The organism is Methylophaga frappieri (assembly GCF_000260965.1).
In the GTDB taxonomy this organism is placed as follows: Bacteria; Pseudomonadota; Gammaproteobacteria; order Nitrosococcales; family Methylophagaceae; genus Methylophaga; species Methylophaga frappieri.
Genome location: NC_017856.1, coordinates 1,796,446 through 1,811,847 on the forward strand (window position 1 = coordinate 1,796,446; position 15,402 = coordinate 1,811,847).

16 protein-coding genes are annotated in these 15,402 nt (G+C 48.4%); 2 read left to right on the forward strand and 14 right to left on the reverse strand.

Annotated features, from left to right (window positions below; all coding sequences use genetic code 11):
• Positions 1-18 precede the first annotated feature (18 nt).
• Positions 19-2,448 carry a penicillin-binding protein 1A gene (locus tag Q7C_RS08620; protein ID WP_014704351.1) on the forward strand — a complete coding sequence of 810 codons (2,430 nt, stop codon included), beginning with the start codon at positions 19-21 and terminating at the stop codon, positions 2,446-2,448.
• A 2-nt stretch (positions 2,449-2,450) separates the two neighbouring features.
• On the opposite strand, the gene Q7C_RS08625 is transcribed toward Q7C_RS08620, so the two are convergent.
• The 11 genes from Q7C_RS08625 to Q7C_RS08675 all read right to left on the reverse strand — a co-directional run bounded on the left by Q7C_RS08625 (position 2,451) and on the right by Q7C_RS08675 (position 12,430).
• Positions 2,451-3,953 carry a M48 family metalloprotease gene (locus Q7C_RS08625; RefSeq protein ID WP_014704352.1) on the reverse strand — a complete coding sequence of 501 codons (1,503 nt, stop codon included), beginning with the start codon at positions 3,951-3,953 and terminating at the stop codon, positions 2,451-2,453.
• Between the two features lie 20 nt (positions 3,954-3,973).
• The gene (gene rpmE / locus Q7C_RS08630; protein WP_041367055.1) at positions 3,974-4,174 is read right to left on the reverse strand and encodes a 50S ribosomal protein L31; all 201 of its coding nucleotides are present in this window, start codon (positions 4,172-4,174) and stop codon (positions 3,974-3,976) included.
• Positions 4,175-4,283: 109 nt separating this feature from the next.
• Positions 4,284-4,877 carry a class I SAM-dependent methyltransferase gene (locus Q7C_RS08635; protein ID WP_014704354.1) on the reverse strand — a complete coding sequence of 198 codons (594 nt, stop codon included), beginning with the start codon at positions 4,875-4,877 and terminating at the stop codon, positions 4,284-4,286.
• Positions 4,878-4,881: 4 nt separating this feature from the next.
• Entirely contained in the window at positions 4,882-6,333 is a 1,452-nt protein-coding gene (locus tag Q7C_RS08640; protein WP_014704355.1) for a TrkH family potassium uptake protein, read from the reverse strand.
• A 7-nt stretch (positions 6,334-6,340) separates the two neighbouring features.
• Positions 6,341-7,852 carry an apolipoprotein N-acyltransferase gene (gene lnt, locus Q7C_RS08645; RefSeq protein WP_014704356.1) on the reverse strand — a complete coding sequence of 504 codons (1,512 nt, stop codon included), beginning with the start codon at positions 7,850-7,852 and terminating at the stop codon, positions 6,341-6,343.
• Entirely contained in the window at positions 7,852-8,721 is an 870-nt protein-coding gene (locus Q7C_RS08650; RefSeq protein ID WP_014704357.1) for an HlyC/CorC family transporter, read from the reverse strand. The genes lnt and Q7C_RS08650 overlap by 1 nt, the downstream gene beginning before the upstream one ends.
• A gap of 2 nt (positions 8,722-8,723) precedes the next feature.
• The gene (gene ybeY, locus Q7C_RS08655) at positions 8,724-9,185 is read right to left on the reverse strand and encodes an rRNA maturation RNase YbeY (RefSeq protein WP_014704358.1); all 462 of its coding nucleotides are present in this window, start codon (positions 9,183-9,185) and stop codon (positions 8,724-8,726) included.
• On the reverse strand, positions 9,182-10,156 hold the full coding sequence (locus Q7C_RS08660) for a PhoH family protein (protein ID WP_014704359.1): 975 nt from the start codon (positions 10,154-10,156) through the stop codon (positions 9,182-9,184). Before Q7C_RS08660 ends, ybeY begins: the two co-directional genes overlap by 4 nt.
• A gap of 20 nt (positions 10,157-10,176) precedes the next feature.
• Positions 10,177-11,517, reverse strand: a complete 1,341-nt coding sequence (gene miaB, locus Q7C_RS08665) for a tRNA (N6-isopentenyl adenosine(37)-C2)-methylthiotransferase MiaB (protein WP_014704360.1) — start codon at positions 11,515-11,517, stop codon at positions 10,177-10,179.
• Positions 11,518-11,800: 283 nt separating this feature from the next.
• Positions 11,801-12,121: a hypothetical protein gene (locus Q7C_RS08670; protein WP_014704361.1), complete on the reverse strand. Its 321-nt coding sequence runs from the start codon at positions 12,119-12,121 to the stop codon at positions 11,801-11,803.
• Positions 12,122-12,130: 9 nt separating this feature from the next.
• Positions 12,131-12,430, reverse strand: coding sequence for a DUF1840 domain-containing protein (locus Q7C_RS08675; protein ID WP_014704362.1), 300 nt, complete (start codon positions 12,428-12,430; stop codon positions 12,131-12,133).
• A gap of 125 nt (positions 12,431-12,555) precedes the next feature.
• On the opposite strand from Q7C_RS08675, the gene radC reads away from it, so the two are divergent.
• A complete protein-coding gene (radC, locus tag Q7C_RS08680) occupies positions 12,556-13,230 on the forward strand; it encodes a RadC family protein (RefSeq protein WP_014704363.1) in 675 nt (224 codons plus the stop codon).
• Here radC and Q7C_RS08685 read toward each other — a convergent pair.
• Genes Q7C_RS08685 through Q7C_RS08695 form a run of 3 tightly spaced genes read right to left on the reverse strand, consistent with a single transcriptional unit; the run spans position 13,227 to position 15,359 of the window.
• Positions 13,227-14,786 (reverse strand): PepSY-associated TM helix domain-containing protein, encoded by a 1,560-nt coding sequence (locus tag Q7C_RS08685; protein ID WP_014704364.1) that lies wholly within the window; start codon positions 14,784-14,786, stop codon positions 13,227-13,229. The two genes, radC and Q7C_RS08685, sit on opposite strands and share 4 nt — an antisense overlap.
• On the reverse strand, positions 14,783-15,043 hold the full coding sequence (locus Q7C_RS08690; protein WP_014704365.1) for a hypothetical protein: 261 nt from the start codon (positions 15,041-15,043) through the stop codon (positions 14,783-14,785). The genes Q7C_RS08685 and Q7C_RS08690 overlap by 4 nt, the downstream gene beginning before the upstream one ends.
• A complete protein-coding gene (locus Q7C_RS08695) occupies positions 15,033-15,359 on the reverse strand; it encodes a hypothetical protein (RefSeq protein WP_014704366.1) in 327 nt (108 codons plus the stop codon). Before Q7C_RS08695 ends, Q7C_RS08690 begins: the two co-directional genes overlap by 11 nt.
• Positions 15,360-15,402: the final 43 nt, after the last annotated feature.

The window sequence follows — 15,402 nt, forward strand, 5'->3', positions numbered from 1 at the left end:
GCGATCTCATTATATTTCATGCCTCGATTCCTGCTTCGCCTGCTGCAAAGCCTGTTTGCACTGGCCATTATCGGTATGCTCAGCCTTGCCGCCGTTTATTATTTTCTGGCGCCCAAGCTGCCGGATACTGCCTCACTCCGCGAAGTTCGGCTGCAAATTCCACTGCGTATTTACAGTAGTGAAGGCTTGATGATCGCAGAGTTTGGCGAAAAAAGGCGTATTCCCGCGGGATATGATGCGATTCCGGGAACATTAATAGAAGCCTTTTTGGCTGCCGAAGATGATCGGTTTTTTGAGCATCCCGGCGTAGATTATCAAGGTATCCTCCGTGCAGCCTACAGTTTACTGGTAACCGGTGAAAAAACCCAAGGTGGCAGCACCATTACCATGCAGGTTGCGCGTAACTTCTTTCTAAGTCGTGAAAAAACGTATTTACGTAAACTCAATGAGATTATTCTGGCGTTAAAAATTGAACAAACACTAAGCAAGGAAGAAATCCTGGCTTTGTATCTCAATAAAATTTATCTCGGTAGCCGCGCCTACGGGGTTGGTGCTGCTGCCGAAGTTTATTACGGGAAAGCGCTATCTGAACTAACGCTAGCTGAAATGGCCATGATTGCTGGTTTGCCGAAAGCCCCATCAGCTTCAAACCCGATAGCCAATCCAGAGCGAGCCTTGCAACGTCGAAATTATGTTTTGAGCCGCATGCTAAGCGTTGGATTCATTGATAAAGCAGCCTATCAAGCAGCGGTTGCCGAGCCAGTATCAGCCCGATATCACAATCGTGACGTCGAGGTTTATGCGCCTTATGTTGCCGAAATGATTCGCACCACGCTTTTTGAAACCTATGGCGAGCAACTTTACACTGATGGCATCAAGGTTCACACGACCATTAATAAGGTTCATCAACAAGCGGCGACAAGCGCATTACAAGAAGCATTATCGGCTTATGACCGCCGTCATGGCTATCGCGGTGCGATCCAACAATTAGAGTGGAGTAGCCTCCCGGATGCCGAACAGGCTGAATCATTATTAGATCCCTTTCAAGCTATTGGCGGGCTGCAACCCGCATTAGTACTCAGCCTCAATGAGGCGGACACACTTGCAGACGTTTATATTCGTCGCACCGGTAACGCCAGCCTGACATTTGATGCGGTAAGCTGGGCACAACCGAAAATCAGTACCAACCGGCTTGGCAAAAAACCAAAAAAACTCAGTGAGGTTATTACCGCCGGTGATGTCATCTATCTCAAGCAAAACCAAGATAATGACTGGCAGCTGGCGCAAATACCAGAAGCGGAAGCAGCAATGGTTGCCTTATCACCTTATGATGGCGGCATCACTGCACTGCAGGGGGGATTTGATTTTTTTCATAACAAATTTAATCGCGTGACCCAGACCAAACGTCAACCGGGCTCAGGATTTAAACCCATTATTTACTCCGCTGCACTTGAACGCGGTTATACCGCAGCGAGTATCATCAATGACGCACCCGTGGTATTTGATGATGTCGGCTTGGAAAATGTCTGGCGGCCGGAAAATTACAGTGGCCAATTTTACGGTCCAACGCGATTACGCGAGGCACTGACCCATTCTCGCAATCTGGTTTCAATTCGTCTGATGCGTGATATTGGTATTAATTACGTTGTTGATTATGCTAAACAATTTGGCTTTGACCCCGACCAATTGCCACGTAATTTATCGCTGGCACTTGGCAGCGGGAGTGCTGCGCCGATCGATATGGCTCGTGCCTATGCTGTGTTTGCCAATGGGGGATATTTAATTGAGCCGTATCTGATAAAGCGTGTTGAAGATAGTGATGGCAACATTTTACAGCAGGCCGAACCGGCTACTGTCTGCGAAACCTGCATAACACCCATTGAGGCGCCAGAGCAGGTTGATGCGGATCCAGAGCAGCAATTGGTTCAACAATGGATGGGGTTTAAACCGGCGCCGCGCATTATTAGTGCACAGAATGCCTATCTAATGAGTAGTATGCTACGCGATGTCGTCAAGTTTGGCACTGGCCGCCAAGCACTTACACTGGGACGTAATGATTTAGCCGGAAAAACGGGGACCACAAATGACCAGGTGGATGCCTGGTTCAATGGTTTCACCCCAGAATTAGTTGCTGTTAGTTGGGTGGGTTTTGATACACCACGGTCGTTGGGGCACTTTGAAACTGGTGGCCGAGCCGCCCTGCCGATGTGGATTGACTTTATGCGGGAAGCCCTCGCCAATGTCCCGGAAGAACCCTTTCGCCCGCCTGTCGATATGGTAACCGTTCGCATTGATCCTGAAACGGGATTATTGGCAAGGCCCGGTAGTGATGATGGTCTATTTGAAACTTTCCGCACGGGAGAAGTTCCGCAAACCAGCAGCCAACGCTCCACCAATGAAACTGGCGAATCAGAGCAGACCGATGATGCGTTGATTGAGTTATTTTAAAATCAGCGAACGCGCTTTTTTAATTGGCCGGCTTGTAATTCGCCACCCGGAAAATCGCCATTAAGTAATTGCAATTGTTCCAGTGGACTGTTGGTAATTCGGCTTTGCGCCGCCCAGCGCGCATAACTGTCGTTTGAGCTGACTTTAACGACTTCGATTCGTTGTGCTTTCGCCAATTCGCGCTCATCCGGCCGCAACGCATGCAGGCTTGATGCCGTCTCCAAAATCAAGCGGTCAAACTCGGCAAACTGCTGATCCTGCTTGGCACCGCCAATAAAAACGAATGCCTGATTATTCAAATAGACCACCGCAACACGGAGCAATTTACCCTGTTGCTGAGTGACGCCGGTATAGCCTTGCAAGCCATGATTATTGAGTGGCTGACCATTTCGAAGCGTTGAAATACCTAGTCTTTCTCGGATAAAGGTTGCCGGATCTTGGCGACGGTTAATATCACTTGCCCCAATTTCTAGGAAAGCACGCCCTTCTGGTGCCATCGCCTGTAAGCTGCTTGGATTGTTTTGAACAAACCAGTTTTCCGGAAAACGTAAGGCAAATTGCATGTCGGCGTGATAGAAATCCCGTCCTGAGCGAATACCCTGAGATTCGCTATCACCAAACACCATGCCATCAATTCGTGACAAATAAGCTTGTTCACCCACTTCACCACGAGGCCCATTCAAATACTGGTCAGCCGAGTTCACCACTTCACGCAAACGCGTGTCATTATCAGGATGTGACGCAAACAGGCCATGATAGCCCTGATAATCCTGTCCTTGCTTTTTGGCCTGTGCTTCAGCAAAAACAGATTGATCCTTAAGCACCCCAATCACTTCAAGCATTGCTTGCGGATCATAGTTACTTTTAGCCAGATATTCTGCGCCAAGCCGATCTGACTCAAGCTCATGTTCGCGACCATAGCCACTCAATAATGCTCCACCCAGCATATTGAACGCATTTTGGGCACCCGCAGTACGTAATTCAGGCAACAACAAGGCACCAACGGTATATCCTAGATTCGCTGCCTGAGAAGCACTTTGTTGACGCACACCATGTCGTGCCGTCACATGACCCACCTCATGACCCAGCACCGCTGCCAACTCCGCTTCAGAATTCAGGTAAGCCATCAGGCCGCGGGTAATGTAGATATAGCCGCCAGGCAGCGCAAACGCATTAACGACAGGGGAGTCTAGCACTGTAAAACGGTAAACCAGCTCCTGCCGATGACTGATATTGGCGACTCGTTCGCCGACCTGTTGCACGTAGGTCTGTAGGGCCTCATCTTCATAGCGCCCATATTGCGACATAATCTGCGGATGATATTCCCGGCCAAGTTGAAGCTCCTTGTCCTCACTGAACATCACAAAGTTCTGTTCGCCAGTCACTGGATTTTTCGCGCAGCCGGCTAGGCCCAAAAACAACAAAGCCCCCGCTAAGCAGCAGAGGCTTTGTAATTTCTGTTTCGGCAAGCTAAGCAACAAGGTGCTTTGATAGATGGCTAACATATCGGGCATGCCCCCCGAGTTTATTTTCCGTATTTTTGACGGAATTTATCAACACGACCCGCGCTATCCAGCATTTTTTGCTTACCCGTGTAGAATGGATGACAATCTGAACAAACGTCCAGAGTTAAGTCACCGCCACGGGTTGAACGGGTTTTAAATGTGCTGCCACAGCTGCAAGTGACATTGATTTCGCTATATTCTGGGTGGATATCCGCTTTCATTTTAATACTCGTAAATAGGTGGTTTGCTAAAAACGCCAAGCGTTTTCCTGTCTCTGAACCGCATTATTCTACTGATCAACAGCACCGCCAGCAAGTTTTAATTTTTTGTTCACACTGCATTACCATCACGCGTCTGCCCGATAAACATCGCAACATTGCGTTTACCACACTGTGTATCTCCGAGCGTTCCCAATTCCTGATAGTAACGCAACCGCAGCGATTGAAACAGCCTTAACAATTCATTTTCGCGTAATAAATAATCCGGGTTGCGCGGACCGATTTCATCAACCCGCTGCTGACACCAGGTTTGATAAAACAGCAAACCTCCCGGAGCCAATGCCTCAGTAATGACTGGACACAGCGTCCGCTGCAAGAAATGACTGACGACTATCACATCGTAGCGCACGGATTGTTTTAGCCAAGTTGATGCCTCAGCGAGGTATGCCCTCACTGGCAAACCCGCCGCCTCTGCACGATGTTGTAATTGCTGAATCACAACTGAGGAGATATCGACTGCATCAACCGTCAAACCTTGTCTGGCAAGCAGTTCGGCATTACCGCCTCGACCACAAGCGAGATCCAGCGCCAGGCCCCTATCGGGTAGCAAATACAGATTATCTGCGAGTACCGTCGCGGCGCCGAATTTTAGGTCATCTGCCTCATCGCGATATCGCCGATTCCATTTGTCGGCCTGATCGATCATCCAATTAACGCCGCCAAAAAGCCGGTGTTAACAATACCAATAAGGTGAAAATCTCCAACCGCCCCAATAACATGGCGACACACAATATCCATTTGGAGGTATCGTTTATCGTGCCAAAATTAGCGGATACATCGCCCAACCCCGGGCCCAGATTATTCAAACAGGCGGTTACTGCGGAGAAGGCCGTAACCACATCCAATCCAGTCGACATTAAGGCCAGATGCATAATGGTGAAACAAAAAACATACAGGGCAAAAAACCCCCACACTGCACCAACCACTTTTGCTGGCAAGGCTTTTCCATTTACCCGTATGGCAAACACACCATTCGGGTGAATAAGCCGTAGTACTTCCCGGTAACCCTGTTTAAATAACAGCATGACCCGGATCACTTTCATCCCCCCCGCAGTCGAAAAGGCACAACCGCCGATGTAACTGCAAAATAGCAGCAAGATGGGCAAAAAACCTGGCCAATAAGCAAAATCTGCCGTTGCAAACCCAGCCGTCGTGCCTATGGATACCGTCTGAAAAATCGCTTGCCTGGCTGTTAAACCAATACCTTCGACCGTTGCAGTTAACATTAGGTAGGCAAACGTGACCAGCGATACAACAAGCATAATGCCGAAAAAGACGCGGAGCTCGGAATCTTGCCAATAGTGCTTAACACTGCGACCGCGCCAAGCTAAAAAATGTAATGAGAAATTCAATGCTGAAATCAGCATAAACAACACAGCAATCATTTCGATAAGCCCGCTGTTAAAGTGGCCGATACTGGCATCGTGAGTAGAAAACCCACCTATCGCAACGGTAGAAAAGCTATGGCATATCGCGTCAAACCATGTCATGCCGGCCCAATGATAGGCAATCGCGCAAGCAATCGTTAAACTCATGTAGATATACCAAAGTGCTTTCGCGGTTTCAGTAATTCGCGGTGTCAGTTTGGCATCTTTCATCGGCCCCGGCGTTTCTGCTCGATACAATTGCATACCACCGACGCCTAACAAAGGCAAAATCGCTACGGCCAAGACGACGATCCCCATGCCGCCGAGCCATTGCAAAAACTGTCGATAAAACAAAATGGACTGTGGCAGCTCATCCAATCCGGTCAACACCGTTGAGCCTGTTGTGGTCAGCCCTGACATCGACTCAAAAACCGCATCCGTAAAGCTCATTAACGGATTTGTCGAGAGAAAAAATGGCAAAGATCCAGATAATCCCAGCGCTAGCCAGAACATCACAACAACGATAAACCCATCGCGTATCTTCAATTCTTTGCGATGTTTTCTGGCGGGTAGCCACAGTGCCAGTCCAAACGCCAGTAATAAAAACAAAGCACTAATAAACGCCTGCGCTTCACCATCTTCAAATAACCAGGAAACAAAAATCGGCGGCAGCATCGTGAGACTGAACAAGGCCAGCAAAATGCCTAAAATCCGCTGAATGGTTAAAAGCTGCATGCTGGGCTCAGAACTCGTCGCGCTGGTAAAAAATCCGATAATACGCCCAGCCGGCCAATAACAGCAAAAGTCCAAGTCGAAACGGCCATTGACCAAACTGGACGTATGGTGTCATTCCCTGCCGGGGCTGAATCTCACCAGACAGCACCGATGTCGCAAATTGTGGACTTTGCTGTACGATTTTCCCCTGATGATCAACCTGCGCTGAGATGCCATTAGTCGTCACCCGCAACAAGGGCCGCCCGGACTCTAGCGCACGGCTTCGCGAAATTTGTAAATGCTGATGTGGTGCAAAAGAATCTCCATACCACGCATTATTGGTTGCATTGACCAGCAAGGTTGCTTCTGGAAGGGTTTGCCGGACCTCTTCCGTAAACGCATCTTCGTAACAGATGGTAATCCCCAGTGTTTGGCCCGTCGCTTTAATCAGCGGTTGCGTTGCTTGGCCCGGCACAAATCCAGACATCGGCAAATCAAAAAACGCGATCAAACCCCGCAGCCATTCAAATGGCATGTAATCGCCAAAAGGCACCAACTGTTTTTTGTGATAAAACATCGGTTCTTCGCCCAGCATGGCCATACTGTTGTAATACTGCTCACCATCTGCATCCAGCACAGGCAAACCAATCAGCAACTCGGTATCATGCCTGGCGGCCTCTGCAGCGAGGGGGGTTAGAAAGGCGTCATCAATTTGATGAAAAAACGCGGTTGCCGCATTTTCAGGCCAGATAACCAGATCACTATCCCAATTATCGGCAGTCAATTCGGCATAAAGCGAAAGCGTGCGGTTTAACTGCGCCGCATCCCATTTAATCGCCTGATCGATATTGCCCTGAATCAGACTGAATCGAATCGGATTACCCGCTTCAGCGGTCCAATCTATTTGATTTAATACGGGCCCCAATGCCCAAAGAGATAAGGCGGGCAACAGCCACAAAAACTGTCGTGACTGCCATGCAACCAATAGCAACCCCGCGGTCAGCGCAACCAGCCAGGATGCACCGTACACGCCCAACAATGGTATCCATCCTGCCAGCGGACTATCAATCTGCGCTGTACCGACTTCCAGCCAAGGAAAGCCAGACAAAAAGACACTTTTGAAAACTTCAAAAGCAACCCAGGCAATGGGCAGTAAAACGACATACTCTGCCGTACCAAATCGCCGATGTTGACTTTTTTTGACCAGCCACCCCAACATAGCCGGCATTAATGCTAGAAACGCAATAAAACCCGCGGTCAAGCCACCGGCAAGTGGCCAGCTTGCTTGTCCAAAAACATGGATCGCCACATAAATCCACGAGATCCCAACGGTAAATAAGCCAACCCCAAACAACCAGCCCCGCCAAAAAGCACGCGATGCAGGCACATCTCGCCAACTTAAAAACAGTAACAGCAAACTGAAAATACAAACAGGAAAAGCATAAAAGGGCGCAAACCCTAAAGGCATGATAGCGCCAGCTAACAATGCCAGCCAGCTACCCCAAGCCCCCCGCACTCCCTGTCGCGATTCGCTAAACATCAGTCAGATTCAGTCTCTTCATCGCTCGGTTCAGCTATAATCGACATCCTCAGTAAATGGACTCGACGGTTATCTGCCCGCAAAATAGAAAACTCAAAGCGGCCAATGGTAATTTGTTCACCACGACCAGGAAGATGTCCGAACTGATTCACAACATGACCACCCACGGTATCAAAATCATCTTCGTCCCAGTCTGTGCCAAAGTATTCATTAAAATCTTCTACTGGTGTCAGTGCCTTGATGGTATAGGTATGCTCATCACGCTGCAGGATTGGCGTATCGTCATCAAAATCATGTTCATCCTCGATTTCACCGACAATCTGTTCCAATACATTTTCGATAGTAACGATGCCTGCCACACCTCCATATTCATCGACAACGATTGCCATATGATTACGGCGAGCCCGAAACTCTCTCAACAACACATTCAAGCGCTTGCTTTCCGGGATAAATACCGCCGGACGCAACAACTCTCTCAATTCGAAATCAAACTCACCAGCTGCCACCACCGATGACAATAAATCCTTGGCCAGCAATATTCCGATAACATCATCACGATCATCATCGATAACCGGAAACCGAGAATGCGTTGCATCTGTTACCAACTTCAAAATTTCAGCCGCCGGCGCATCACGTGAAATCATCACCACTTGAGACCGCGGAATCATGATATCTCGGGCCTGCATTTGCGATACACTCAGCGCTCCTTCAACAATGGAAAGCGCTTCCGCATCAAGAATATTTTGCTCGGATGCCTGCCGGATGACTTCAATCAGTTGCGATTGATCCTTAGGCTGAAGAAATACATTTCGTAGGCGTTTCAGCCACGACTTGGGTGGAGTTGAGCGACTCGATCGGCCCTCATTCATGATCATAACCTCGGTTCAAGGTAGGGGTTAGCAATGTCTAAAGTTTGCAAAATCTGGATTTCCAGCGCTTCCATTTCTTCGGCTTCCTCATCGTTAAGGTGATCATAGCCTAATAAATGCAAACAACCGTGAATCGTTAAATGTGCCCAATGATGTTGTTCCGGTTTACCTTGTTCTGACGCCTCTTTCTTGACAACAGGTGCGCACATGACCAGATCGCCCAGCAGACGAGGCTCTAGCGCAATTGGCGCGTCAAACGGAAAAGACAGCACATTGGTTGGATAATCTTTTTGGCGATACTGATGATTGAGCTGCTGACTTTCTGCCACATCAACAATGCGAATACACAACTCACAATCGACATCAACCAGCGTCAATGCGGCCTCTGCCCAACGTTGGAAATCGTCATCTGCAGGTAAAGGATCTGCAACCGCATGCTGCAAATCAATCAAGACGGTTTTCACCGCTTTTGCTCAGCCTTGTCGTAGGCCAGAATGACCTTTTGTACCAGCGAGTGGCGCACCACATCCTTGGCTTGGAAAAAAGTAAATCCGATACCCTCGACTTCTTTCAGCACTTCGATAGCATGGCGCAAACCACTTCGCTGAGCGACAGGAAGGTCAATCTGGGTAATATCGCCGGTAATAACAGCGGTAGAGTTATAGCCAAGCCGCGTCAAAAACATCTTCATCTGTTCACAAGTTGTGTTCTGCGCTTCATCAAGAATAATAAACGCTTCATTAAGCGTTCGTCCTCGCATATAAGCGAGCGGGGCAACTTCAATCACATTGCGTTCGATGAGTTTGGCAACTCGCTCAAAACCCAGCATTTCATAAAGCGCATCAAACAAAGGACGTAAATACGGATCCACTTTTTGCGCTAAATCCCCAGGCAAAAAACCCAGACGCTCTCCCGCTTCAACAGCAGGTCTAACCAGCACAATACGGCGTGCAAAGTCGCGCTCCAACGCCTCAACTGCACAGGCAACGGCCAGATATGTCTTACCTGTTCCCGCCGGACCAATGCCAAAATTAATATCGTGAGTGATGATGCGACGCAGATAGGCTTGCTGATTTTCACCTCGCGCCTTCACCAGTCCCCGCTTGGTTTTGATGGTGACTTCTTTTTCCGGCTCAAAACCTGTGCTGTCATCGCCACCCGTCTCGCGAATAGCCAGATGCACCTGCTCAGGCGTCAATGCATTCTGGGCCGTTTCGGCATACAGACGATGAATGACATCCTGAATATCTGCCAGTTTGTCAGGATGGCCAATAATCTGAAACTTACCGCCACGATTATTTATCTCAACACCAAAGCCACGCTCCATCATGCGCAAATGTTCATCAAGATGCCCACAAAGGTTGGCAAGTCGCGGATTGTCAGCTGGGCTTAGCTCAAAACCAATACTGTCTACAGAAGAAATACTATCGCTCACAAAAAACTGTCCAGAGATACTTAATGGATAACGCTATCAGCAAGCAGTTCACCCCGCAAGGAGTTACTAAACGCACCGGTAATACGTACATCAACGAATTTGCCGATCAACGTTGGATCACCCGGAAAATTCACCACCCGGTTATTTTCTGTACGTCCGGCGACTTCTCCTTGGCCACGCTGGGCAGGACGCTCAACGAGAATACGTTGCGTGGAGCCAACCATTGACTCACTGATCCCCATTTCCAACTCACGCAGTCGATCCTGCATGATTTGCAGGCGTTGTTTCTTCAATTCTTCACTGACATCATCAACAAACATGGCCGCAGGGGTGCCGGGCCGAGCACTATAAATAAAGCTGAATGAATGATCGAAACCAATCTGATTAATCAAATCCATGGTGTCATTAAAGTCCTGTTCACCCTCATTAGGAAAGCCAACAATAAAATCGCTAGACATGCTCAAATTGGGACGGATTTGTTTTAATCGGTCAATTTTTTCAATGTATTGCGCAACCGTATGACCTCGCTTCATCATCGCGAGAATGCGGTTAGATCCCGACTGCACGGGCAGATGCAGATGACTGACAAGCTCTGGCACTTCAGCAAACGCCGCTATCAGGCTGTCGGAAAACTCCACCGGATGCGACGTGGTAAAACGAATCCGCTCAATGCCGTCAATTGCCGCGACATAGTGAATCAGCAACGCCAAATCTGCCGTTTCATCATCTTCAATAATACCCTGATAGGCATTCACATTTTGCCCAAGCAAATTGACTTCACGGACACCTTGTGCCGCCAGTTGTCGAATCTCTCGCAAAATACTGCCCACGGGGCGACTGACTTCCTCACCACGGGTGTAGGGGACGACACAAAACGTACAATATTTACTGCAGCCTTCCATAATCGACACAAACGCGGTCGGCCCATCAGCACGTGGTGCCGGCAGATGATCAAACTTTTCTATTTCGGGGAAAGAAATATCAATTTCTGGTCGATGGTTTCGACGCACATCACTGAGCATTTCGGGCAATCGGTGCAGTGTTTGTGGGCCAAAAATCAAATCTACCCATGGCGCACGCTTGCGAATTGCTTCACCTTCCTGGCTGGCGACACAGCCGCCGACGCCAATAACCAAGCCAGGTTTCTGATCTTTCCAACGTTTCCAACGACCTAACTGATGAAAGACTTTTTCCTGCGCTTTTTCCCTAATCGAACAGGTATTCAACAGCAGCACATCGGCCTCTTCGGCAATTTCTGTTGGCTCTAGCTGATGTGAAGCACCCAAGACTTCCGCCATTTTGTTCGAGTCGTACTCGTTCATCTGGCAGCCAAAGGTTCTGATAAAAAGTTTTCCGGCCATATTGTTTTTTGAGTTGCAAAGGGCCGTAAGGATACGCTTTTTCAAGACAATAGTACAGACAAGTGATTGTTTTTGCAGGTGCAATCCAAACTAGGCAGGCCAAGCCCAAAAATGGCTAAATAACGCCGGAAAAGTTAACGATTAACCGTCAGAGATTCCCAGATGAACACGCGAAAAAAGGACTGATTTGAATAAATCTCAACGCTTGACTCAGGCCAAACTCAGGCCATTCAGGTGACAAGAAAAGCGATAACCAACGGCACTAAAGACTTGCTTTGCCGGTTTAATGGGAAAGGGGAACCGCCTCGTACTCAGGATCGACCAATCGTTCATCTCCTGAAGGCAAACACATGAAGGTCACATCATAGTAATAACGAACCTTATGGCGTTTGTATTGTTTAGTAACCAGCACTTGCCGACTGCGTTCGGCACAATGCGCCTGCGCCTGTGATAATGCCGATCCTTTGGCTTCAGGTTCATTCATCGCTTCACTGGAGACGACATAAGTGTCTTTGCCAAGCGGCTGGACACCAGAAGTCTTTAGACCACAGCCGGTCAGGATAACCAGGCTGGCAAGCAGAGCAATACCCGTTTTTTTGAACATCGTTTTTCCTCAGGGTGTATCCCACATCACATCCGCATCAGCAGAGATTGCAGCGGAGATTAACTCAATCAGGGGCAGTGCACGTTGTGCGAGACCAGGCTGAAATTCGGCATCGGGATCGTCGGGCGCCGTATGTTTTTTATCAGCCTGAACAGCCGTCTGCAATCTGGTCAGCGCTGCGGGTAAATCCGCAGCCACTATCGCGCCCGGAACGGTACCGCTATGGCCCATTATTTTTAGCATGGTCAATGCCACATCACCCAACATGGTGATATCCGCATAGGCTTTTGTATGAAATTTAACCAACATGATGCCACTCCTGCCTCGCTCTTCAGCGACAGTAACGATAAATTGCTTATCAAACAAGAGACAAGACTTGCCGTCTTACCGCCAGCCCGCTAAAGTCAGCTCATAACTGACGCAGGGAGCGACAGATGGCTATCAGGGACTGGCCGGCCAATGAGCGGCCGCGGGAAAAATTATTGTTATCCGGGGCAGGCACTCTTTCCGATGCGGAGTTGCTGGCGATTTTTTTACGTACTGGCGTTGCCGGTTTATCTGCGGTCGATCTGGCGCGTAAATTATTATCTGATTTTGGCAGCTTGCGGGCCTTGCTGGAAGCGGATCAACCAACATTTTGCCAACATCATGGGTTAGGTAAAGCAAAATTTGTGCAGCTTCAAGCGGTACTGGAAATGGGGCGTCGTCATTTAGAATCGACATTGAGTCGCGGCGATGCTTTTACCGATGCCGCCACCACCCGCCAATATTTACAGCGCCAACTGAGACACTTCAATCATGAAGTGTTTGCCTGCTTGTTTTTGGACACACGTCATCGTCTGATTAGTTTTGACCCTTTATTTCACGGCACGATTGATAGTGCCAGCGTCTATCCAAGGGAAGTCGTTAAAGCCGCGTTAAAACATCATGCAGCGGCGGTTATCTTTGCACATAATCACCCGTCTGGTATCGCTGAGCCCAGTCAGGCGGATATTCAGATAACACAGCGCCTGCAACAAGCATTGTCGTTAATTGATGTTCGGGTGTTGGATCATATTATTATTGGCGATGGTGACACGCGTTCACTCGCGCAACTTGGCAAAATTTAATTATGTGCTGTAGCGGCGGATTGAGAGGTTTTTAATAGCCTCAAGCCAAGCCAAGCCATCAAAACGGCACTTAGGAAAAGGCCCATACTAACGGCAGCCACCTGCACATAACCTGATTGCCAAAGCGCCACGATAACCGTGCTGAAATTGAACACATCCAGGCTCACGGTCAGCAACAATACTGCAGCTGTCAAAAGACAACTGTTCGCCAGATACCGTTTATAATCGGGATTAACATAGGCAAGGAGGACCGCTAGCAGTAGCGTAATACCAAAACCAGACATCATCCAGTCAGCGCGCGCAAGTAAATCCACCGGCAACGCACGTTCGAGAAAAAAAGCGACGGCAGTCGCAACCACCGCACCCATCGTCCCACCCAGCGTCAGACCACGCATCACTGCGTTTATTCGCGAGTAAGATGCCTGCTGACGCTTAGCCATCCAAAGTACATTGCCGGCCACAATCATGGCACAAACCCCAATCGCCAATAAAAAATACAGCAGTCGTAAATCAACGCCAGCAAAGTTCGCCATATGCAAACTGAATAACAAAGTCACCCCATCCATAAACAAGTTTGGCTGATCCGGGTTGAGAGCGTCAGGAAAGGTATCACTGGCGACTTGATAGTAACGATCCACTGAACGTGAAAAGCTGCCGTTCTCCAGGCCCGAAAAACCGATCAATGCCCCCGCATCACCATAATTTTCTAGATGTACCGACCTGACAGTCAGGTTATTTTCTGTTGCCACCTGTTGCAACAACGTATCCAAATCCGGCATCTCATGGATAACTTCAACTCGACTGGATGTTGGTCTGTCAAAGCCGGCATCTTGCATCATGGTCTGCATATCGCCTTGATATAACATCATGACCGTTGTGATCTGAAAAATAATACTCAGATTAAACATCACGCCTGTCAGGGCATACATCAAACCATAGGGCAGGCTGATCACACCGACTACAGTATGTAAGTCATTCATTTTGGGACGAATCGGTTTTTGGTGGCGATACAGAAAAAAATTCTTAACCAGATTTCGCAGCTGAATCAAGATGCCGGTAAAAACCAACACTAGGAAAAAGAATGTGACAATGCCGACCAGGTAAAGCCCTTGCGGCAATTTCAATGAGAAATGCAAACGATTGAGGAAGTTGGCCAGTTGAAAAGGTTCGGACTGTGAGAGCGTTTCACCACTGACAGGATCGATCATCAGATGTCGGTGATGGTGATCTTCATCCCCCGTGTCATCACCTTCATGCGTCGGATGCACCGGCAACTCAAGGTTGAGATAGGGTGAGTGATCACTGGGCAAATAAATTGATATGGGGTGAGTGGGATCAACGTCATGTTCTGCTATTTTTTTCTCCAGCAGTGTCGATAAGTCAATGCGCTCATTTTGTTGTGTCAGTGGAAAGTGTGGCATTGCTGACCAGCGTTGCACTTCTGGATAAAACAGCGTAACGGCGCCTGCCCAGAAGACAATAAAAAGTGGCACCGAAATGAACAATCCAACCCAGCCATGCGCCTCAAGTGCATTCTTGACTGTACCTGTCTTCATACCAGTATTCCAGTGACGAACAAGGCATTCACTGCCGCCGAGACAACCAACAAAGGCAAGCAATATTTCAATGGTTGAGCAAGCCTGTCATGACAATAAAACACAGTCATAATGGCTGCCCACAACAAAATTCCGCCGACAAAACCAATGAGCAGATAAACCTGCCTGGACAAAGGCAACAAATAAGCAATATTCACCATCAGGCTGAGGTTGAGAACCAGACTGACCACAAATCCAATCAGTGTTTTAGCCCACATCGCCATACCCAATTAATGACACAATCAACACCAACAAAGAAATCGCTGGTAACACACGCCATGCATGGACAAAATAAGGTGTCACGATTGCAAGCAAAATCCAGCCCAGCATCACCACCAATAAAACCAGCACAACGGCGGTAAGCCAATGATAACTCTGCATTAGCAGTATCGTTGCCAAGACACTACCAACGAGAAATAACGGCCACGCCACTGACTTTGCCAAAGGCAAATCCCGTATTTTTTGCTGTCTCGCGGCACAATACACCGGCACACAGGCAAACCAGGCCAATTGCAGTGCCAAAATATCAATCATAAGACGCTAGCTAAAAGGCTTAACAGATCACGCGGAAGTTGCG